This is a genomic window from Variovorax guangxiensis, assembly GCF_003952165.1.
In the GTDB taxonomy this organism is placed as follows: domain Bacteria; phylum Pseudomonadota; class Gammaproteobacteria; order Burkholderiales; family Burkholderiaceae_C; genus Variovorax; species Variovorax guangxiensis.
Window position 1 is genome coordinate 445,443 of record NZ_RXFT01000003.1, and the last position, 20,118, is coordinate 465,560.

Sequence of the window (20,118 nt, forward strand, 5' to 3'; positions counted from 1 at the left end):
CGATCGACAAGTGAATTCCCGGGAGCTCCGGCTATGTTGCTCGGATGCATCCCGAAAAGTAAAAAAAGCTAAAAAGGCGGCCGACGCTCGAACTACAAGCGCCGGCCAAAAAATTGCCTGCGATTCAGGCAACCCTCAATTCATCTGAGGAACATCGGCGAGACCGTGTGCAGCTTGTATCCCTGACCGAATACGGCGCGCAGCATCAATCCATTGGCCGGTTCTATATTGAGTTTTCTACGGATCTTGAAAACGCAGACATCCAATGCGCGGGAGCGCAGGCCGACGGTATCCCGCCAGAAAAGGCCATAGAGCTGCTCCCGGCTCAAGAGGCAATCCCTGTTCCTGAACAATTCGAGGGCCAGGTCGAATTCGCGGGGCTGCAGGTACATTTCCCGCCCCTCGTGAAAGACCCGGCGCTCGCTGATCTGGAAGCGATAGCCCCGGTAGATCAGGAGTTCGTTTCTTGTCGCGCCGTGAGCGGCGAGGGTGGTCCGGTTCAGCAGGCCTTGCACCTTGGCCCTGACCTCGTTCAGGTCGAAAGGATGAAGGACGAAATCGAAATTCCTTTCGCCCGATATCTCGCGGTCGATGCGCTGCAATGCGGAAGTGCTGTCGCTATTGACCGCGAACAGTATCGGCACGTCGATCAGCGCGCGAATCGAATCCAGCCAATGGGCGCTGGCGTCGGCGGGCAACGGCAGCAGGACCAGCCCGGAGCGCTGCCCAGCCTGGAGGGAGCCGATGAAATCGCCCAGCAGATCGAAGGCGGCGGCGGGGGACGGCTCACGCGTCTGCGGCAGACAGATCAGCTGGGATTTGTCCAGGCTCAGGACCTGGGCGCGAGACTCCGGCGAAATCATTCCAAACTCTCCGTTCATCAATGGATGTCATGGAGAGGCGCATCGCCGAATCCCCATGACCTTTCGGGCTGGGGAATGTATCTATTTACAATCAGATCAGACAATGTTCGTCATTGACTACAAATGACGAACATTGATCAATTCAAGCATGCATAAATTAAGAACTTTTGTGTAGCGCCTGGAAGAAAATCACAAAGTCGCCCTAGGCGCCGTAAAACTTCTTGTCCGCGGCAGAAGTCAATGCTCATTGATGACGATAAATGTCATTGAATGGTGACAAGGACACTGAAAACGTTTTCTTTCCAATATCGAAAAATTCACGTTTTCAACCCAACAGCCCCGCCTGTCCGATCGAGCCCTTGCCTCCTTGGCGCTGCGGCTCGAGCGGCACAGTCAACCGAAAGACCGTGCCCTCGGCATCGCTGGAGAGCAATGCCACGTCGCCGCCATGCTGGCGGGCGATGGTCCGCGAGATGTGGAGCCCCAGTCCCGAACCAGGTACCTGGCTGGAGGTGGCGCCCCGGAAATAGCGCTCGAAGAGGCTGCTTCTTTCGGCGTCGGGAATCGGCTCTCCCCGATTGCAGACCGTCACGCTGAAGAAACCTGCACCGGATTCGCAACGCACGCTAACCGCCGAATCCGGGGGCGAGTACTTGAGCGCGTTCTGGATCAGATTTCGGATCGCCATTTCGATCCTTGCCGGGTCGCCCACGCACATCGCCCGCTCCGGGACCGTCTCCACGCTCAGGCGCACGTTTTCTTCGGGCAGCCCGACGCCGCGAACGCTTTCGATCACGTCGCGCAGGTCGAAGCTGCGTGCGGCGGGCCTCGACGGACCGACCTCCAGCGCATCGTCCTGCAGGATGTTCTCGATCAGCACGGCAAGGCGACGGGTGGCCTTGCGGATCTTGCCCACGGCGCGCTTCACGGCCTCGTCCCGGCCGGACGGCGACAGTTCCAGGGCGTGGGCCACCGCGTCGACGACGGCCAGCGGCGTGCGGAACTCGTGCGAGACGACGGCGACGAATTCGCGCTGGCGCACCCTGTCTTCCAGCGCCGTCTTGGCGACCTTCATCGAGTCGAAGGCGCGCTTGCGCTCCGCGCGCAGCGCCAGCTCCGCCTGCCTTGAACGGCTGGCCACCGCGAAGTTGAGCATCGCCAGGTTCGCGAGCTGCAGCATGGGAATCCAGGACTCGAGGATGAAGGGGTGCTTCATGGTCACGAGTCCCAGAAGCACCAGCAGGTAGAAGGTCCAGGACAGGTTCACGCAGGTGAAGACGATGGCCGCCAGCAGGTATTGGAACGCCCGGTGGCGGATCATCAGCCAGACGACGAACCCGAGGTTGAAGAAGCCGACAGTGATCTGGAGGTAGGCCGCCACATGGATGGCGGCGTCGAAACCGCACGCAGAAAGAATCGCCATCGCGGCGAAGGCCACCGCCGCGGCCTTCATGAACCAGGCGGCCCGCGGCGAGTAGCTGTCGTAGTCGAAGAACCGCCACGCGAATACGGCCGCAATCGCCATCAGCGCGCACGAACTCGTGTCCACGAAACGGTCGGCCACCTGCGGCGCATCGGGAAAAGCCAGCGAGCTCGCGCAGCCCAGCATCGAGGCGACGGCCACGAACATCGAGACCAGGAAGAGCGCGTAGACCGGGTAGATGCCGTTGCGCAGCCAGACCCAGAAGATCAGGTTCATCAGCACCATCACGCCGATGGCACCGGCGAACGCCGAGAGGAAAGCCATCCGGCTCGCCTCCGCCCGCTCCAGCCCGGCCCGTTGCCAGACGTGCAGGCACAGGGGAGCCAGGCCATGCGTCTTCACCCGCACGTAATAGGTTTCGGGCGATGAGCCCACCACGACGGGGAAGGCCATCATGCTGCTGCGGATGACCCGGTCGACGAAGGGCTGCTGGTCGCCCAGCCGCTCGACCGAAATCCTGCCGGAGGCATCGCGCCGGTAGACCTCCACGTCGTCGACCCAGTTGGGGAATATCTGGATGGCCCATTGCGAAAGCGTGCCGGGCTCCTGCTGCAAGGAAAACCTGATCCAGTAAATCTCGCCTGCCCGAAGTCGGCCGAGGCGGGTATCTCCGGCTATAAACTCCACGCCGCCGCGGGCTGAAATAATGTCCTCGATGGAAGTATTTCCGGATGTATCAATGAATATTTCCTCTTGGCCGAGCAACGAGACGGGTTCTTTCAGCCCTTGATCGCTGCGAAGCACAAGAGCATGTGAACAAAGCGAAATCAGCCACAGTGCCATCCCCGCGATCAAAACAAGACATCTATTTCTTTTCATGTTGTTGATATTGTCCGGCGAATCTTCGGCGCCAGCAGCGCGTCGCAGCCGAGACCGAGGAGAGGTGCATCATGAATATTCCGAACTCCAATACCGATAAAAAGATAACCGTCTACCTGATCGAGGACGAAGAAGACCTTCAGGAAGCACTGGTCTACAGCCTCGAGCAACTGGGTTTCAAGGCCTCGGGCTTCTCGACGGCGGCGGAGTTCTACAGGGCCTACGCGGTCAATCGATGCGACGTGGTAGTGATCGACATCGAGCTGCCGGACGAGAACGGTTTTTCGATCGCCCAGCACCTGCGTTCCGCCAGCAATGTTGGGATCGTCTTCGCAACCGCGCGCGGCGACCTCAGCGACCGGGTACGCGGTCTGCGCGGCGGCGCGGATGCCTATTTCGTGAAGCCGGTGCATGCCGAGGAGCTCGCGGCCTCGATCGAAGCCATCTACCGACGCATCAAGGCAGCCGAGGCGAGCGCCGGCCGGGCGCTGCAGCCGCATCAACCCGAGACGCCGCGCGGCACGGGGCGCTGGGTGCTCAAGGAAGGCGACTGGATCCTGTACGCCCCCGATGGCCGGGGGCTGCGCCTCACGATGTCGGAGCGCGCCATCGTCACCAGCCTGTTCAAGCAGCGCAACAAGCCCGTCGACCGGACGCAGCTCGCAGCCGCGCTGGGCGGCGGCGATCTCGAGAACTTCGACCTGCAGCGCGTCGATGCCGTGGTCAGCCGGCTGCGGCGCAAGGCGACGGCGGCGGGCATTTCACTGCCGCTGCATGCCGTGAGAGGCACCGGCTACCAATTCCAGACCTGAGCTCAAGAGCGGGCCGCCCGCAGGACGCGGCTGCAGCCCTACTTGAACTCGTCGACCGTCAGCCCGAGCTTGCGCACCTTGTCGTGCAACGTCTGCCGCGCGATGCCCAGGGCGGCGGCCGTGGCGGGCTGGTCGCCGCGCTGGCGCCGCAGTTCCTCGACGATCACCGCGCGCTCGAACGATTCCACCTGCTGCGGCAGACCCCGCGGCAAAGCCGGCACACCTTGCGCGCTGCCATGCGTCTGCGTCAGGCGCTCCCCCAGGAGCCCCAGCACGAAACGGTCGGCCACGTTGCGCAGCTCGCGCACATTCCCGGGCCAGGCGTAGGCCATCAGGTCGGCCAGCTGCGCGTTGCTCAGCAGCGGCGCGGGCCGGTCGTAGCGGGTCGCGGCCTGGAGCGTGAAATGCTCGAACAGCAGCGGGATATCTTCCCGGCGCTCGCGCAGCGGCGGCAGCTCGATGAAGGCCACGCCCAGGCGGTAATACAGGTCGGCCCTGAACTTCTGCTGGTCGCTCATGGCCTTGAGGTCATCCTTGCTCGCGGCCACCACGCGGCAGTCGAAGGGAATGGTCTTGTTGGAGCCGATGCGCTCGATGCTGCGCTCCTGCAGCGCGCGCAGCAGCTTGATCTGCACCGCCATCGGCATGCTCTCGATCTCGTCGAGAAAGAGCGTGCCGCCGCTGGCGTATTCGAACTTGCCCACGCGCATGCGGCTCGCGCCGGTGAAGGCGCCGGCCTCGTGGCCGAAGAGCTCGCTCTCGGCCAGCGACTCGGGCAGCCCGCCGCAGTTCAGCGGCACGAAATGCTGGCGCCGGCGCGCGCTGTGGTCGTGCAGGCAGCGCGCGACCAGCTCCTTGCCGGTGCCGGTCTCGCCATAGACCAGCACGTCGGCCGACGTTTCGGCAAGCGTCTTCACGGTCTGGCGCACCTGCTGCATCTGCGCCGAACGGCCTATCAGCACCGACTGGATGCCCTGCCAGTTCTCCAGCGCGTCGCGCAATGCGCGCACCTGCAGGCTGAGCTGCCGCCGCTCGATGGCATGGCGAACGATGGCCACCAGCCGTTCGGAACTGAAGGGTTTCTCGATGAAGTCGTAGGCGCCCTCGCGCATGGCCTGCACGGCCATCGCGATGTGGCCGTGGCCGGTGACCAGGATCACCGGCAGCTCGGGGTCGACGCCGCGCAGCTCGGGCAGCCACTCGGTGCCGCTCAGGCCCGGCAGGCGCACGTCGCTGATGACGACCGCCGGCACGCCGAACGTGATGTGCGCCCGGGCGCGCTCGGCGCTCGGGAAGGACTCGACTTCGAAACCGGCCAGGGTCAGCACCTGGGTGGTGCTGACGCGGACGTCTTCGTCGTCCTCGATCAGCATCACCCGGATGGCAGGGGCTTCGCTCACTTGGGGATCACTCCTGTTGTGCAATGGAAAGGGCGTCGGCAACCGGCGGGTTGCTGCTGCTGTCGTGGATCACGGCAATCGCCGCCGGCAGGTCGACGACGAAGCATGCCCCGCCGCCGTCCAGGTTGGCCGCGCGCAGCGTGCCGTCCATGGACCGCACCAATTGTGCCGAGATCACGAGCCCCAGTCCCAGCCCCGACCCCGCCGCCTTGCCGGTGACGAAGGGTTCGAACAGCCGCTGCAGGATGTCCGGGCCAATGCCCGGGCCGGTGTCGGTCACCGACAGCAGCACACGGCCCTCCTTCGGCCGTGCTTCCAGGCGCAGCTTGCGTACCGGCGCGTCCTGCATCGCGTCGATGGCGTTGCGCATCAGGTTGGCGAGCACGCTGCCGAGCGCGGCCTCCTCCGCCATCACGCTCAGCGCGGGCGGCTGCACGTCGACCTCGATGGTGACGCGCTGCTTGCGCGAAGCCTCGGCCACGATCACCTGCGCGTCGGCGATCGCGTGCGACAACAGCACCGGCGCCAGCGGCAGCTCGCTCTTGTAGGCGAAGGTGCGCAGCTGCGAGGTCAGCCGCGCGAGCCGGTCGACCATGCCGCGGATGCGCTCGAGGTTGCCGCGAACGTCTTCGAGCCGGTTCTTGTCGAGCAGGATGGCGGCGCTTTCCGAGAGCGTGCGCATCGCGGTGAGCGGCTGGTTGAGCTCGTGCACCACGCCGGCCGACATCTGCCCCAGCGCCGCCATCTTGCCGGCATGCACCAGCTCGCCCTGCGCCGCGCGAAGCTGCGCGGTGCGCGCGGCCACGGTCGATTCGAGCGTGTCGTGCGCCGCCTGCAGCGCGGCCTGGTTGGCCAGCTTCTGGCGCACGGCGCGGCGCCGCTGCCACAGCGCCACGGCCACCAGCAGCAGCACCGTCATCGCGAGGCCGGCGGTGATGGCCGCGTTGCGCGCTGCCACATGCAGCGGCGCGAGGTTGTCGAGCACCACCAGCTGCCACGGCGCGCCGCGCAGGGTTCGGGCCGAGGCGAGCTGATCGACGCCGTCGAGCGAGATCACCTGCACGTCGCGGTCGAGCGACTCCTTCTGCGTCCACTGCAGCGGCTGCAGCGCGGCCTCGCCGTAGGGCCGCGAGCGCAGCACCTCGGCGCGCTGCAGTGCGTCCAGCGGCAGCAGCGGCCTGAACTTGATGTCCTCGCGCGTCGAGAGAATGACCACGCCGCGCTGGTCGATCAGCGCCACGTCGCCCGGCAGCTTGCGCCAGGCGCGCTCGGCTTCCTCGAGGTTGATCTTCACCGCCACCACGCCGCGCGAGGCCTGCCCGCGTCGCAAGGCATACGACAGGTAGTAGCCCGGCTTCTTGCTGGTGATGCCCACGCCGTAGAAGCGGCCCCTGCCCTGCCCCAGCGCGTCGATCACGTAGGGGCGGAACGACAGGTCCTGGCCCACGGTGGTGCCGGGCTTGTCCCAGTCGGAAGCCGCCAGCGAGGTGCCGGAAGCGTCGAGCACGTAGAGCATTTCCGCTCCGGCCGCGGCGTTGACGCCGTCGAGGTAGCGGTTGACCGAATCGCGCAGCCGCATGTCCGACGGCGTGCCGAGCAGGGCCGGAACCAGGGGCGTCATCTCCAGCAGCGCGGGCAGGTAGTCGAAGCGGGCGAGGTCGGCGTCCAGGCCGGTGGCGAGCATGTCGAGCCGGTGGTCGGCCGCTTCGCGCAGCCGGGCCAGGCCGGTCTGCATCGCGACCTGGTAGCCCGCGAAGGCGGCCACGGCCACCAGGGCCAGCGCGCCGCCCCATCGGGGCAGGCCGCGCCATCCTCTCGTCGCCTGGTCGGAGTGTGGGTCTAGACGCCGGGCCGGCTCCCTTGGATTCATGGGCCCGTTATTGCACAAGGCCGGGCCGCCCGCATTAGTGGCAGCCCGATGGCCCCAGGCGGGGCCGGAGGGAGCGGAAAAAAATCAGGAAGCCTGGCGCGCGCCGCTGGCGGGCATGTGTGTCTCGGTGGCGTCGAGCACGCGCTCGGGCTCGTCGGCCTCGGCCGTGCTTTCCTGGTTCAGGTGCTGGTTCATGCGCACGGTGTCGAGGTCGCCCGTCCACTTGGCGACCACGAGGGTGGCGACACCGTTGCCGATCAGGTTGGTGAGCGCGCGGGCTTCCGACATGAAGCGGTCGATGCCCAGGATGAGCGCCAGCCCCGCCACCGGCACGTGCCCCACCGCCGACAGCGTGGCCGCCAGCACGATGAAGCCGCTGCCCGTCACGCCGGCCGCGCCCTTCGAGGTCAGCAGCAGCACCGCCAGCAGCGTGAGCTGCTGCGTCAGCGTCATGTCGGTGTTGGTGGCCTGCGCGATGAACACGGCCGCCATCGTCAGGTAGATGGAAGTGCCGTCGAGATTGAACGAATAGCCGGTCGGAATCACGAGGCCGACCACCGACTTCTTCGCGCCCAGGTTCTCCATCTTGGCCATCATGCGCGGCAGCACCGATTCGCTGGACGAGGTGCCCAGCACGATCAGCAGCTCTTCCTTGATGTACTTGATGAACTTCCAGATGCTGAAGCCGTGGAATCGCGCAATGAGCCCCAGCACCACGAAGATGAACAGCAGGCAGGTGGCGTAGAAGGTGGCCATCAGCTGGCCGAGCTGCAGCAGCGAGCTCACGCCGTACTTGCCGATGGTGAAGGCCATGGCACCGAAAGCGCCGATGGGCGCGACCTTCATGATGTAGCCGACGATCACGAAGAGCACGTGCGAGCCCTTCTCGATCACGTCGAACACCAGCGTGCCGCGGCCGCCGAAGCGGTGCAGCGCGAAGCCGAACATCACGGCGATCAGCAGCACCTGCAGGATCTCGCCCTTGGCGAAGGCGTCGACCACGGTGTTGGGAATGATGTTGAGCAGGAAGTCGGTGGTGCTCTGCATCTTGCCCGGGCCGGTGTAGGCCGCGATGCTCTTGGTGTCGAGCAGGCTCACGTCGACGTTCATGCCCGCGCCGGGCTTGAGCACGTTCACCAGCACCAGGCCCACGATGAGCGCGATGCTGCTGACGATCTCGAAATACAGCAGCGCCATGCCGCCGGTCTTGCCGACCTTCTTCATGTCCTCCATGCCGGCGATGCCGACCACCACCGTGCAGAAGATGATCGGCGCGATGATCATCTTGATCAGCTTGATGAAGCCGTCGCCCAGCGGCTTCATCGAAGCGCCGGTGTCGGGATAGAAGTGGCCCAGGAGCACCCCCAGCACGATGGCCGTGATGACCTGGAAGTACAGGGATTTGTAGAAGGGTTTGGGGGCGGTCTGGTGTTCCATGGGAGTGCTCATTGGTTTGTCTCCAGGTTCGTGACCGAGCCCCGCATGAGGGGCGCACGGCCGGCCGGTGGTTCAGCAATCGACATGCCACGGCCGGCAAGGGCTGGGGCGCGCCCTAAGTCCTTGATTTCACGGGGCTTTTCTTCACGCGGCGCGAGGCGCCCCGCCGACGATCCGGATGCCGCCGACCGGCCCCGTCCGACCTTCCGGATCGTTAACTCCGGGTAAACCCTAAACACCCGGCGGTGTCAGACTCGGCGCATGAACGACAACGCCCAGCCTGCCGCGGCCACGGAAAGCGCCTCCAGGCGCATCGCGCTCACCGTGGCGGCCGCCTTCTTCATGGAGACGCTGGACGCCACCGTCATCGTCACGGCGCTGCCGGCCATCGGGGCGGCCTTCGGCATCGGCGCGCTGGACGCGAGCCTGGGCGTGACGGTCTACCTGATCGCGATGGCGGCGCTGGTGCCTGCCGCCGGCTGGTGCGCGGGGCGCTTCGGCGCGCGGCGTGTGTTCGCGCTGGCGGTCGGCACCTTCACCCTCGCCTCGCTGGCCTGCGGGCTCGCGCCGAGCTTCGAATTCTTCGTCGCGGCGCGCGTGCTGCAGGGCGCGGCGGCCGCCTTCATGTCGCCGGTGGGCCGGCTGGTGGTGCTGCGCGAGACGCCGAAGCACCGGCTGATCGAGGCCATCGGCACCATCACCTGGCCGGGGCTCATCGCGCCGGTGATCGGGCCGCCGCTGGGCGGGCTCATCGCCACGCATGCCTCGTGGCACTGGATCTTCCTGCTGAACGTGCCGCTGGGCCTCGCCGGCCTGTGGCTGATCATGCGGCTCTTTCCGCGCCGGGCCGACACGGCACCGGTGCGCTTCGACGCCGCCGGCTTCGTGCTCACCGCCATCGCGCTGGCCGCGCTGGTCGAGGGCCTCACGCGGCTGGGCGGGCCGCAGCCGGGCTCGGCCGCCACGCTCGGCCTGCTGGCCGCCGGCGTGGTGGCCACCATGGCCGCCGTGCACCATGCGCGCCGCGTGGCGACGCCCCTGCTCGACCTTCGCGCGCTGGCGGTGCCGACCTATGCGCTGGCCACCGCGACGGCCGGCTTCATCTCGCGCGTCGCGATCAACGCATCGCCCTTCCTGCTGCCGCTGATGTTCCAGATCGGCTTCGGCATGAGTGCCTTCCAGGCCGGCTCGATGCTGCTGGTCTACATGGCCGGCAACCTCGTGATGAAAAGCGCCACCACCGCGGTGCTGCGGCGCTTCGGCTTTCGCCGCGTGCTGACGGTGAACGGCGCGATCTGCGCCGCCACGCTGTTCGGCTGCGCGCTGCTGTCGCCCGGCGACCCGCTGCCGTGGATGTGCGTGCTGCTCTTCGTGGCGGGCATGGCGCGTTCGATGAACTTCACCGCCATCAACACGCTGGCCTTTGCCGACGTGCCCGACGAGACCCGCGCGGGCGCCAGCACGCTCGGCACCATGCTGCAGCAGGTGTCACTCGCGCTCGGCGTGGCGCTGGGCGCGATGGTGCTCGGCGCATCGCAGGCGCTGCGCGGCGCGGCGGCCGTGGAGCTGGTCGATTTCCACCACGCCTGGTACGTGGTCGGCCTGCTGATGGCCATCGCGACGCTGATGATGCTGCGGCTCGACCGCCATGCAGGCGTGGCGGTGTCGCGCAGGGCGTGAGAACATCGTCCGCTGCCTTTCCTTGACGGAGATTCGCTTCATGCCACTTCACATCGGCATCGTCGGCTGCTCGGCCGAAGGCGCTGCGCTCTGCTATCGCACGCTGTGCGTCGAAGGCGCGAGCCACATGGGCCACGCGCATGCCCATCCGGAGGTTTCGATGCACACGCATTCGCTCGCGGCGTACGTGGATTGCCTGGACCGCGGCGACCTGGGCGGCGTCGCGCAGCTGATGCTGTCGTCGGCGGACAAGCTCGCGGCGGCCGGCGCCGACTTTCTTATCTGCCCCGACAACACCATCCACCAGGCGATGCACCTGGTGCTTCCGAAGTCGCCACGGCCTTGGCTGCACATCGCCGAAGTCGTTGCGGCCGAGGCCGTGTCGCGCGGCTTCCGCAGCGTGGGCGTGCTGGGCACGCACTGGCTGGTGAACAGCGAGGTCTATCCGCAGGCGCTGTCGGCAGCCGGACTCGAGGCCGTGCGGCAAGGCACCGAGGAGCGCGCGACGATGGGCCGCATCATCATGGACGAGCTGGTGCGCGGCGTGATGAAGCCGGAGTCCACCGACGTGCTGCGGCGGATGATCGACGGGCTGAAGGCGCGCGGCTGCGATGCCGTCGTGCTGGGCTGCACCGAGTTGCCGCTGGTGCTGAACGACGGCAACTCATCACTGCCCACGCTGGACTCGACACGTCTGCTGGCCCGCGCGGCGCTGCGGCGCGCTACTACCACGGGCTGAGCCTTCGCTCCTCGATACAAGCAAGGAGACATTCATGCCAGACATCGCCGCGATGCAGAAGCTGCTGGACACCATCTTCCCCGGCCTCATGGGCGTGCGGCTCACAGAGCTGGCGCCCGAGCGCGTGGTCGCGCTAATGGAAGTGCGGCCCGACCTGTGCACCGCCGGCGGCATCCTCCACGGCGGCGCCTACATGGCCTTCGCGGACACCCTGGGCGCGGTCGGCACCATCGTCAACCTGCCCGAAGGCAAGCGAACGACGACGACAGATTCGAGCACCAAGTTCATCGCCGGAGCGCGCGTGGGCACCACGGTCACCGGCACCAGCGTGGCACTGCATCGCGGGCGCACGACTCAGGTGTGGCAGACCTCGGTAACCAACGCGGACGGCAAGCTGTGCGCTGTCGTCACGCAGACGCAGCTGGTGCTCGACTGAGGTGCACTGCCGCGTCAGCGGCTGCGCATTCGCTCGATCTCAATAGCGGTCTTCGTAGTAGCGGCGATGCTGCTCGCGCTCCCACTGGCGGCGGCGCCACTCGCGGCGCTCTTCCCAGCGCTGCGCACGACGTTCTTCCCAGCTGGGTCCGGACTCGTAATAGACAGGCGCCGGAGCGGAATACACCGGGGCCGGCTGGTAGTAGGTCGGTGCCGGCCGCGAGTACACGGGTGCCGGCTCGTAGTAAACCGGTGCGGGCTCGGTCACGACCACGCCGGGTACGTTGATGCCTACGGACCAGCTCGTGCCCGCGTTGGCGGATGCGGCGGCGAACAAGGCGCCGGCGGCGAGGAAACCTGCGGCGACCAGCTTGAGCGTGGATTTGGGGAAAGCCATTTCTTTCATCTCCTGAAGGGCAAGAAGCTGCCCTGATGCGCTTCCAACGCCTGGCTGCACGGTGTGGCGCACATCGGGACGGTGAAGAACGTTCCTAAATGTCACGCTACCTCGATGGGCGGCTGCGAAAAGCCCGCTGGCTATACTGCCTTCGTCACGTCAAAAGAAGGCGTGACCGGGTTTAGCAGCCCGAAGAAGCTCTGCGACGCACGCCGCAGGTTCTTCCGCAGGATCTGCGGCTTTGTCGTTCGCGCCTCCAGTTTTTGGCGGCTCGGATGGGAGGGCTCGCGCCCTGCCGGTTCTCGCAAGAGCTTCCCGGTCTGCTAACCCGTTCGAGCCGCCGCCCCCGTTTAGCAGCGAGTGCGTCGGCTTTTGCAAACCGAAGCTCTTGGAGGCCATTCATGGCTAGATCCGCTCGCGCATTCACGCGCACATCCTCGCTCCCTCATTCCAACGAAGAACCCGCTGCGCCCTCCGGCGCGCCGTCGAAGTCATTCCCTCAAGACGGCCCCGAAGCATTCGCGCTGCAGGCAGGCGACGACATCACCAGCATCCGCGACGTGCACAGCGCATACGCGTGCCTCGAAAAGCTCATCGCGCCGTTGCAGGTGACCGACTGCGAAGAGCTCTGCCCGACGCGCTCCGAACTCGGCGCGCTGGTCCGGCTGATCAACGAGGCTCTGCATCGGCGCATCGAGGTTGCGGACGGCACGATCAGCTCTCTGCGTGAGGTTCTGTGGGAGAGTTGTTCGACCTAGATATGGATCGGCTCCGGCGAGAGCTCCAGCCCTTGGATATGCTTCCGCATCCACCGCTCCGTCAGCGGTTTCATGAACGAACCCTGCAACCGCCGATGGACTATCTCGCCGAACTGCGACTTCAAGGCTTCCACCAGGCGGACGACCATCGAGACGATGAAGGCCGCGTGCAGTTCGATTGCGATCTGTACCGCGGTACATCGGACGAGCTCACGATCCAGGTGTATGCCGTGGATCAGGAGGCGCTTGAACGCGAGGTCATGCCGACACTGGAGGCTGTGCTGCCGCAGATCGACGAGATGGTCGCCCGGCTCGGTGAGATCGATGCCGATCTGGCACAGATCATCTTGTATCGCGGGCGACTCGGGCTCCACTTCTGGTCGCGCGGGGTCAACAACGAGTTCACCGGGATCTGTACGCAAAGCGGAAATCGCTGGGTCTTCCAGGGGTATGGGGACATCTTCGCCAACGGTTAGTTGAAGAAAAGCCCGCGCGGGCGAACATCTGGCGATCTGGCCAAGCTGCTGAAGCAGCACAAACTGAAAAGCCCCTGATTCCGTGCCGTCTAACCCATAAATATGCTCGCTGCGCCGGCATAACTTGGCGCAACCAGTAGCTCCCACGCGGCTTTGAACAGGGTCTACGCATCGCGTTGGAGACTACCAACACGCGTGGGAACCCATAAGTTGGCATGATCGCCAACATCACCACCATAAGTTGGCATAAAGCTTGACCCTCGCAGTTCCCCTCAATGGCCCCGCAATGGTGATTGCCCGAATGCAGTGGTCAACGCTAAGATGAGCTTGACGAAAACGCTCCCTCAAGACTTGTCTCCGAACGCCATGTTGAACTTCTCAGCCGCAACCACCCAACGCGCCGCATCCGACGCGGGCGCGGCTGTGCGCATGGCCATATGTTCGCGGATCTCGACCCGAACCTCGAACCGGATAGCAGCGGCGATATCGCCTCGCCTCATCCTCGTTCCCCAGTCCAGGAGCTGACAAATTCGGCTCCATCCAGGAGCCCAGAATGGTCAGCCCAAAGCAACTCTTTCCTCTCCCGCGTGCAAGTGCTAGCCCCGAGATCCTGATCTTCGGCGATCCGCACGGCGACTTCACCCCCGTGATCGCCGCAGTCGAGTGCTTCCGGCCCAAGGCGATCGTGCTGCTGGGCGACATCCAGGCGCGCCAACCTCTGCACATCGAGCTGCAGCCGATCCTGGCTCTCACCGAGCTCTGGTTCATCCACGGGAACCATGACACAGACTCCGACGCCGACTACGACAACCTGTGGGGGTCGGAGCTCGCGGGCCGCAACCTGCACGGGCGGGTCGTCGAGATCGCCGGGTACAGAGTCGCAGGCCTGGGAGGCATCTTCCGCGGCAAGATCTGGGATCCGCGGCGTCCGATCAACGAAGCGGCATGCGTCTCGGCCGACGCGTTGCGTCGGTCCACGCGCCGCGAAGAGCGGTGGCGAGACGGCATTGGTCGCCGGCATCGCTCCACCATCTTCCCCGACGACTTCCAGCAGTTGCTGCGGAGCGGGCCCGCCAACATCCTGGTGACGCACGAGGCGCCGGCCGTGCATCCGCACGGCTGGCAGGCGATCGACGAACTCGCCGAAACACTTGGTGTCCAGTTGGTGGTCCATGGCCACCATCACCAGAGCATCGACTATCTCGCAGAAGGGATGCAAAGTGCTGCAGCACCGTTCCGCGCCTTCGGCGTCGACATGGGCTCGCACCTGGCGTGGCCGCTAGATCCGCAGAGGGAGACTAGGTTGGGAAGTCCGCCTCAAGATTTGCTGGAGCTCGCAACCCAGGTGTTCGGCGCGGAGGCCCAGGTCTGGTTGGACAAGCCGCACGAACAGCTTGATGGCCAAACACCTGCGGCGTTAGCTGCCGGGGGCGGTTCGGAAAAGGTGCGCTCAATGCTCAATGCCATTCAATACGGCGGTGTCGTATGAGGACCGTCGCGGTACCGCTCCTCGCCTTCGACATGAGCTCGCTCCTGGCGTGGTCGCTGGGTGGGCATGGATTGGGAGGTCCAGGGTGATCCTCTTTCTCGACTTCGACGGCGTGCTTCATCCCGAAGGGGAGGATCACATCCTCAATGGTGGCGTCGACTTCTGCTTCCTGCCGCGCCTGGAGGCGCTGCTGCGCGAATTCCCGCACGTGAAGATCGTGATCAGTTCGTCTTGGCGCGAGCATCTCCGCTACAAGACATTGATGAAGCCCTTCTCCAGTGACATTCGAGCTCGTATCCTGGGGATGACCCCGTACCCGGGGTGCGGACTTCCTCCGCCGTACAGGCCGCGTGAAGGAGAAATCCTCGCCTGGCTCCAGCTTCACGATGCAGTCGACAAGCCCTGGGTCGCGCTCGACGATGCCCATTGGCAGTTCGATCACTGCAGGGATCATTTGGTGATGTGCAACTCGTTCGTGGGCTTTGACGACAAAGCCAGTGCGGAGCTTCGCGCGCGCTTTGAAGGGGCATCCCCATGAAAGTGTTGATCCTCTCCGACCTTCACCTCGAGTTCGCGCCCTTCGAGCCGGTGCCGGATCTCGAGTTCGATGCTGTCATCCTCGCCGGCGACATTCATTCCCCGGCCAAGCGCGCTGTCCAGTGGGCAGTGGATCGCTTTCACGGTAGGCCTGTGATTTATCTGTTGGGAAATCACGAGTACTACGATGGTCGCCTCGACACGACGCTGACTGAAGCACGCCGCGAAGCCGAAGGAACCAATGTTCATCTGCTCGACGGTGACGAGTTGGTGATCGACGGCGTGCGATTTCTCGGCGCGACGCTGTGGACCGACTTCGAGCTCGCCATCGAGACATCTGAAGGTCCGATCAGCGATGTCGGGCGTGCCATGAAGATGGCGACCAATCTGCTGAACGACTACGCGCTGATCCGCACGGTCGATGAATCCGCAGAACCTGATACCTGGCGTGACAAGCAGGGAAGAAAGCTTCAGGCGGCCGATACGCGGCGGATTCATCAGGCACAGCGCGCCTGGCTGCGTGAGAAGCTTTCGGAATTGTTCGCCGGACCGACAGTGGTGGTGACGCACCATGCACCTCACCGCGGCTCACTGGCGCAGCGCTACGCCGATGACTGGTCCTCAGGCGCCTTCGTCACCGAGCTTCCGGAAACCTTCTTTGATGTACCCGTGCTTTGGGTGCACGGCCACACACATCAGCAACTCGATTATCGAGTCCGCTCTTGCCGAATCGTGTGCAATCCGCGCGGCTATGTGAACTGGAGCGGCAGGATCGAGAACAAAGCGTTCGATCCTGAACTGGTCATCGATGTGCAAAATACTACTGGAGGTGAGGACTCGTGAAGCTGCTCATCCTTTCGGACCTGCATCTCGAGTTCGGCGTCTTCAACGCCCCGAAGATCGACTACGACGTCGTGATCCTTGCCGGGGACATCTTCGTGCCCGGCTCCAAGGCCATGCGTTGGGCCCGGCGGGCAGACACTTTCGGGGATACGGGCTCGATCGTCTTCGTGCCGGGAAATCACGAGTTCTACCAGGGCGTTTTCCAGACGTCTCTCAAGGAGATGGCGTTGACTGCAAAGGCGTGCAACGTGCACCTCCTGGCGCCAGGCGAGGTCGTGATCGCCGGCGTCAGGTTCCTGGGCTGCACCTTGTGGACCGATTTCGAACTGCCAATCCAGACCAAGGCGGGACCTCTGGTCGGCGCCGAGCGGGCCATGAGGGCCGCCAAGGTCCATCTCAACGACTACTCGTCCATCCGATGGGCCGAGGTGACAGCGCCTTCCGAGGCACCGGCGGCAGCCAAGCCCAAGAAACGCCGCCTGACGCCCGAGGACACCCGAGCGCTCCACTTGAGCGACCGTGCCTGGCTGGCCCAGAAACTGGCGGAGCCCTTTGCGGGACCAACGGTGGTCGTGACCCACCATGCCCCGCACCGAAACTCGCTCGCGCCGCACTACCAGTCCAACTGGCTATCCCCGGCCTTCGTGAGCGAGCTTCCGGACTCCTTCTTCGAAGTTCCATCGCTATGGGTCCACGGGCACCTCCACGAGAGCCACGACTACCGGGTCGGCGACTGCCGGGTGGTGTGCAACCCTCGGGGGTACTTGCAGCATGGCCGAGACCCCGAAAACAAGCAGTTCAACCCAGAGCTGGTGGTCGAGCTATGAGCGACATCCCGTCCTCTACCCGCACGATCCAGAAAGTGCTGGCTGCCGCGACCGCGGTCGCGGGTGGGGACCTCGAGGCGGCCATCCTCTGGTACAGGAACGAGCCTCTCCCGCTGTTTGATTGCAGGACCGCCGAGTCGTTGGTAGCCGAGGGGGGAGCCGCCGATGTGCTCAATCTCCTTGAGTCTTTCCAGGCCGGGTTTGTTGGATGACATCCCTCCACGCGTCCCGCACTGGCGGCTCCAGCGACCTGCTGTTCCTGGACGTAGATGGGGTTCTGCATCCCCTCAACATCGACTACACGTTCAGCAGCAGGTTCTTCAGCCATTTGCCGTTGCTGGAAGAGCTGCTTCGGGAGTTCAGGTCTGTCGATGTCGTTATCTCTTCTGATTGGCGACTCGCTGACAGCGTCGAGCAACTGCAGCAGTATTTCAGCGATGACATCCGGCACCGGATCATCGGGGCCACGCCGCAGATCGACCCCGATGCGGTCGTCCACCATCGGCGCCAGTTGGAAATCCAGGCTTGGCTCGAGGGGAACGGCCGCATCGGCTCAGAGTGGGTCGCGCTGGATGACTGGGCTTCGCACTTCGAAGCAGGCTTTAGGCGCCTCGTGCTCACCGATCCCAAGCGAGCGTTCGACCAGGACAGCTTCCAGGAACTGCGCTCGCATTTCCTTCGGTTCGCGGCCGGCCGTTGAACCGCCATAGGATCTGTTGGCGAACTGTGCTTGATTCAAGAAAGCTGCGGCGCTCAAGCTTCATCACCACTTCGGCGCATAGAGACCTCTCATCCCGTCGAACCTCCACGTGCGACAGCGCTACATTGACGTGTCGATATAGGAAGCGACTTCGCTTTGTGCTCATTGCCCAACTTTTACGACCCATACTTCCGGCAGCAGTTGACGGCTCGGGCTTCCTTGCACACCGCAGCAGAAGCAACGGCCAGCGCCTATTTGGATGGGAAACCCAAGCTTCGCGGCAAGTACAAGGTCACTTCGGCAGAGCGCGATGCTGATTTCTGGTCAAGTCCGTTTCTGGAGGAACTTCCCTCGGAGGTCTGGAGATCGGACCTGATGGTGTTGGCGCTGGCGCGGTACTTTGCGCAGGAGCGAACTACCAATGTGAATCTCCTGGCGCGCATCGCCACGGACTCGCCCCGCGTCTTGTCCGATGCGGTGCGCTACTCTGGACTAGTCCTTTGCCAGCATTCCCCGCGCCGAACGGATTTGGACCAGATTGCCGGGGTCCATCCGGAGGTTGCGGAGCTTAGCAAGATGCTCGACGTCTTCGAGTGGGCGCACCGTGAACGACTCGCGGCGTTGGAGCATGCGAGGAGCGCATTGAGGGTGCTGACACCGTTCGATCTCCTGATCCATGCCAGCCTGCATGCCTTTGAGCACATCCTGCCCCACAGCCTTGCTCCGTCGCCGCGGTCGGATGGTGCGGTTTCCGCCGATGAGGTCACCTGGCACGCCATCAACGACATCCTGCTGTGGAAGCTCGCAACCGCGCCCGAGAGCACACTGAAACTGCACGAGGCCGACATCGGCCGCTCGCTGGCCGAGCACCTCGCCCCGCTCCTGTCGCCGTCTTCGGAAGCGCAGTCACTTGTCGCGCATGAAATGCGGGCCGCGTTCGGTGCGCTCCTGGAAGCGCAGATCGAACTGAACGAATTCGTCTCCCGATCCGCCGACGCATTCAGCTACGACGACAGCATCCGGTTTTTCCGCAACGAAGCGGTGTTGGAGATCGAGGAAACGGATCCTGTTGCACGCGCCGCATGGTCGCGGGACAGCCGCAAGCTGGCGCGATTGCACGAGTACTGGTTCTACAGGGCTTTGGACGAATTCGCCGGCTCGGAGATCGCGACGCGCACTATCGGACGGCCTGAGAACCACGAGGCAAACCGGTTGGCCTACATCCGCGCGATGCGCACCCGGCTACAGTTGGTGGAAGTCTACGGCGTGGCAGACGCCGTGACCACGGACGCGGGCGATTCGGTCGACTTGTTCCAGGCACTGCTCTCGCTGGAACTGATGTCGGCATTCTTCCTTCGCGATTTCATCGGCGAGTACGTCAAACACCTTCAGGAGTCGGCGGATTGGGTGACCGCGCTCGAGAAGCTCATCGTCGGCGGTCTCGGCCAGACCCTGGAGAACCGCCTGCCGCTCACGTGGTCGGATCGTGAAGCCAAGATTTCTCACATCACCGGGTGGACGGTGAGTCCCCAGACGCCGCAAGGCAGTCCTCGCATGGCGGCCCGCATTCTGGATTTTTGGACGAGTGACTGGGCTTCGTTGGCAGCGCAGGTGCGCAGCTCGCAGGCCGGCTTGCTGCCCGAACTGTTTGAGCGGCCGATCTTGAAGTTCGGACAGTGCCTGGTGCAATTGCCTTGGCTCGTCGGCATGCAGAACAACAGCACCGCCGCGATCAACAACCTGCGCCGGCTTGGTGCACGGAGGGGCGAAGCACGAGAAGAGACGCAGCGCATCGAAGCGCGCCTTGGGGAGGCGTTGGAGGCGCGGGATTTCAGGGTGATGCGGAACTGGCACCCGCCGATCGAAACGCATGGGAATGCCGGCGAGGTCGACCTGATCTGCGCCAGGGATAGCATCGTTCTCGTGATCGAGGTGAAGTCTACGTTCGTCCGCAAGTCGCAGCGCGACGCGTGGCTGCACGCCACAACCACACTGAGGCGCGCGGGACAACAGTTGCAACGCAAGGTGGCGGCTGTGCTTGAGATGCTTGCGCAAGGTGGCGAGTTGGCGAACTGCCTTGGACTGGAATTGTCTGGAGGCGCGCCGCCGATTCATGGCTGGATCGTCGATACCTCAATAGAACAGGATCACGAGAGATTCTCGGGATTTCTCAAGCTGTCGCTCGAGGAACTTTTGATTGCGCTGCGCGACGACAGGAGCTTACTGCGCGATCCGAGCGGAATCTTTTCCGGCGCTGACGTCGAATACACATATCCAGATACCAGCGCGACTTCAGCGCTTTCGCTGTACCCATCCGGCTTCACCGCCGAACGACTGATCGCCGTGATTGAAGCAGAGGCTGTTTGGGATTCGATCTAAGGAACGGCGGTTGCACGAAGCAAGACGGTGAGTATCGTTTCACAGAGCTTCCGTACGGACTTCATTCCGACTTCACCGCGGCCACGCACACTGCCTCTCGACAGCGGTTCGGCGCTGGTACCCGTTGCGTACACCTTTCACCGGAATTCGCACCGGCTGGACTTCGATCTCAGG

Annotated in this window: 19 protein-coding genes; 13 read left to right on the forward strand and 6 right to left on the reverse strand. The window is 64.4% G+C overall.

Annotated features, from left to right (window positions below; translation table 11 throughout):
* Positions 1-140 precede the first annotated feature (140 nt).
* The gene (locus EJP67_RS10410; RefSeq protein WP_165909598.1) at positions 141-863 is read right to left on the reverse strand and encodes a response regulator transcription factor; all 723 of its coding nucleotides are present in this window, start codon (positions 861-863) and stop codon (positions 141-143) included.
* A 325-nt stretch (positions 864-1,188) separates the two neighbouring features.
* A complete protein-coding gene (locus EJP67_RS10415) occupies positions 1,189-3,129 on the reverse strand; it encodes a sensor histidine kinase (protein WP_165909599.1) in 1,941 nt (646 codons plus the stop codon).
* 107 nt (positions 3,130-3,236) lie between these two features.
* On the opposite strand from EJP67_RS10415, the gene EJP67_RS10420 reads away from it, so the two are divergent.
* A complete protein-coding gene (locus EJP67_RS10420; protein ID WP_240650589.1) occupies positions 3,237-3,977 on the forward strand; it encodes a response regulator transcription factor in 741 nt (246 codons plus the stop codon).
* 38 nt (positions 3,978-4,015) lie between these two features.
* Here EJP67_RS10420 and EJP67_RS10425 read toward each other — a convergent pair whose 3' ends face one another.
* From EJP67_RS10425 to EJP67_RS10435, 3 genes are all read right to left on the reverse strand, one after another.
* Positions 4,016-5,377, reverse strand: a complete 1,362-nt coding sequence (locus EJP67_RS10425) for a sigma-54-dependent transcriptional regulator (protein WP_126021621.1) — start codon at positions 5,375-5,377, stop codon at positions 4,016-4,018.
* Positions 5,378-5,384: 7 nt separating this feature from the next.
* Positions 5,385-7,247, reverse strand: coding sequence for a sensor histidine kinase (locus tag EJP67_RS10430; protein WP_126021622.1), 1,863 nt, complete (start codon positions 7,245-7,247; stop codon positions 5,385-5,387).
* Positions 7,248-7,331: 84 nt separating this feature from the next.
* Positions 7,332-8,684 (reverse strand): dicarboxylate/amino acid:cation symporter, encoded by a 1,353-nt coding sequence (locus EJP67_RS10435; protein WP_126021728.1) that lies wholly within the window; start codon positions 8,682-8,684, stop codon positions 7,332-7,334.
* A 261-nt stretch (positions 8,685-8,945) separates the two neighbouring features.
* On the opposite strand from EJP67_RS10435, the gene EJP67_RS10440 reads away from it, so the two are divergent.
* From EJP67_RS10440 to EJP67_RS10450, 3 genes are read left to right on the forward strand one after another with little or no spacing between them, the layout of a single operon-like run.
* Positions 8,946-10,364, forward strand: a complete 1,419-nt coding sequence (locus EJP67_RS10440) for an MFS transporter (RefSeq protein WP_126021623.1) — start codon at positions 8,946-8,948, stop codon at positions 10,362-10,364.
* A 40-nt stretch (positions 10,365-10,404) separates the two neighbouring features.
* The gene (locus EJP67_RS10445; RefSeq protein WP_126021624.1) at positions 10,405-11,103 is read left to right on the forward strand and encodes an aspartate/glutamate racemase family protein; all 699 of its coding nucleotides are present in this window, start codon (positions 10,405-10,407) and stop codon (positions 11,101-11,103) included.
* Positions 11,104-11,137: 34 nt separating this feature from the next.
* Positions 11,138-11,539 carry a PaaI family thioesterase gene (locus EJP67_RS10450; protein WP_126021625.1) on the forward strand — a complete coding sequence of 134 codons (402 nt, stop codon included), beginning with the start codon at positions 11,138-11,140 and terminating at the stop codon, positions 11,537-11,539.
* A 39-nt stretch (positions 11,540-11,578) separates the two neighbouring features.
* Here EJP67_RS10450 and EJP67_RS10455 read toward each other — a convergent pair whose 3' ends face one another.
* Positions 11,579-11,935, reverse strand: a complete 357-nt coding sequence (locus EJP67_RS10455) for a hypothetical protein (protein WP_126021626.1) — start codon at positions 11,933-11,935, stop codon at positions 11,579-11,581.
* A gap of 401 nt (positions 11,936-12,336) precedes the next feature.
* On the opposite strand from EJP67_RS10455, the gene EJP67_RS33910 reads away from it, so the two are divergent.
* The 9 genes from EJP67_RS33910 to EJP67_RS10500 all read left to right on the forward strand — a co-directional run bounded on the left by EJP67_RS33910 (position 12,337) and on the right by EJP67_RS10500 (position 19,944).
* On the forward strand, positions 12,337-12,693 hold the full coding sequence (locus EJP67_RS33910) for a hypothetical protein (RefSeq protein ID WP_240650590.1): 357 nt from the start codon (positions 12,337-12,339) through the stop codon (positions 12,691-12,693).
* A 95-nt stretch (positions 12,694-12,788) separates the two neighbouring features.
* Positions 12,789-13,169 (forward strand): hypothetical protein, encoded by a 381-nt coding sequence (locus tag EJP67_RS10465; RefSeq protein WP_126021627.1) that lies wholly within the window; start codon positions 12,789-12,791, stop codon positions 13,167-13,169.
* A gap of 553 nt (positions 13,170-13,722) precedes the next feature.
* The gene (locus EJP67_RS10470) at positions 13,723-14,658 is read left to right on the forward strand and encodes a metallophosphoesterase (RefSeq protein ID WP_126021628.1); all 936 of its coding nucleotides are present in this window, start codon (positions 13,723-13,725) and stop codon (positions 14,656-14,658) included.
* An 85-nt stretch (positions 14,659-14,743) separates the two neighbouring features.
* Positions 14,744-15,196, forward strand: a complete 453-nt coding sequence (locus EJP67_RS10475) for an HAD domain-containing protein (RefSeq protein WP_126021629.1) — start codon at positions 14,744-14,746, stop codon at positions 15,194-15,196.
* Positions 15,193-16,038: a metallophosphoesterase gene (locus EJP67_RS10480; RefSeq protein WP_126021630.1), complete on the forward strand. Its 846-nt coding sequence runs from the start codon at positions 15,193-15,195 to the stop codon at positions 16,036-16,038. The genes EJP67_RS10475 and EJP67_RS10480 overlap by 4 nt, the downstream gene beginning before the upstream one ends.
* Positions 16,035-16,865 (forward strand): metallophosphoesterase, encoded by an 831-nt coding sequence (locus tag EJP67_RS10485; protein WP_126021631.1) that lies wholly within the window; start codon positions 16,035-16,037, stop codon positions 16,863-16,865. Before EJP67_RS10480 ends, EJP67_RS10485 begins: the two co-directional genes overlap by 4 nt.
* Positions 16,862-17,077: an antitoxin Xre/MbcA/ParS toxin-binding domain-containing protein gene (locus EJP67_RS10490; protein ID WP_126021632.1), complete on the forward strand. Its 216-nt coding sequence runs from the start codon at positions 16,862-16,864 to the stop codon at positions 17,075-17,077. Before EJP67_RS10485 ends, EJP67_RS10490 begins: the two co-directional genes overlap by 4 nt.
* On the forward strand, positions 17,074-17,565 hold the full coding sequence (locus EJP67_RS10495; RefSeq protein ID WP_126021633.1) for an HAD domain-containing protein: 492 nt from the start codon (positions 17,074-17,076) through the stop codon (positions 17,563-17,565). Before EJP67_RS10490 ends, EJP67_RS10495 begins: the two co-directional genes overlap by 4 nt.
* A gap of 219 nt (positions 17,566-17,784) precedes the next feature.
* Entirely contained in the window at positions 17,785-19,944 is a 2,160-nt protein-coding gene (locus EJP67_RS10500; protein WP_126021634.1) for a PDDEXK family nuclease, read from the forward strand.
* Positions 19,945-20,118 lie beyond the last annotated feature (174 nt).

Coding starts and splice junctions, on each gene's coding strand:
- EJP67_RS10470 (WP_126021628.1), top strand. CDS start 13,723: ATGGTCAGCCCAAAGCAACTCTTTCCTCTCCCGCGTGCAAGTGCTAGC.
- EJP67_RS10455 (WP_126021626.1), bottom strand. CDS start 11,935: ATGGCTTTCCCCAAATCCACGCTCAAGCTGGTCGCCGCAGGTTTCCTC.
- EJP67_RS10450 (WP_126021625.1), top strand. CDS start 11,138: ATGCCAGACATCGCCGCGATGCAGAAGCTGCTGGACACCATCTTCCCC.
- EJP67_RS10480 (WP_126021630.1), top strand. CDS start 15,193: ATGAAAGTGTTGATCCTCTCCGACCTTCACCTCGAGTTCGCGCCCTTC.
- EJP67_RS10415 (WP_165909599.1), bottom strand. CDS start 3,129: ATGGCACTGTGGCTGATTTCGCTTTGTTCACATGCTCTTGTGCTTCGC.
- EJP67_RS10465 (WP_126021627.1), top strand. CDS start 12,789: ATGGACTATCTCGCCGAACTGCGACTTCAAGGCTTCCACCAGGCGGAC.
- EJP67_RS10440 (WP_126021623.1), top strand. CDS start 8,946: ATGAACGACAACGCCCAGCCTGCCGCGGCCACGGAAAGCGCCTCCAGG.
- EJP67_RS10420 (WP_240650589.1), top strand. CDS start 3,237: ATGAATATTCCGAACTCCAATACCGATAAAAAGATAACCGTCTACCTG.
- EJP67_RS10410 (WP_165909598.1), bottom strand. CDS start 863: ATGATTTCGCCGGAGTCTCGCGCCCAGGTCCTGAGCCTGGACAAATCC.
- EJP67_RS33910 (WP_240650590.1), top strand. CDS start 12,337: ATGGCTAGATCCGCTCGCGCATTCACGCGCACATCCTCGCTCCCTCAT.
- EJP67_RS10445 (WP_126021624.1), top strand. CDS start 10,405: ATGCCACTTCACATCGGCATCGTCGGCTGCTCGGCCGAAGGCGCTGCG.
- EJP67_RS10430 (WP_126021622.1), bottom strand. CDS start 7,247: ATGAATCCAAGGGAGCCGGCCCGGCGTCTAGACCCACACTCCGACCAG.
- EJP67_RS10490 (WP_126021632.1), top strand. CDS start 16,862: ATGAGCGACATCCCGTCCTCTACCCGCACGATCCAGAAAGTGCTGGCT.
- EJP67_RS10495 (WP_126021633.1), top strand. CDS start 17,074: ATGACATCCCTCCACGCGTCCCGCACTGGCGGCTCCAGCGACCTGCTG.
- EJP67_RS10435 (WP_126021728.1), bottom strand. CDS start 8,684: ATGGAACACCAGACCGCCCCCAAACCCTTCTACAAATCCCTGTACTTC.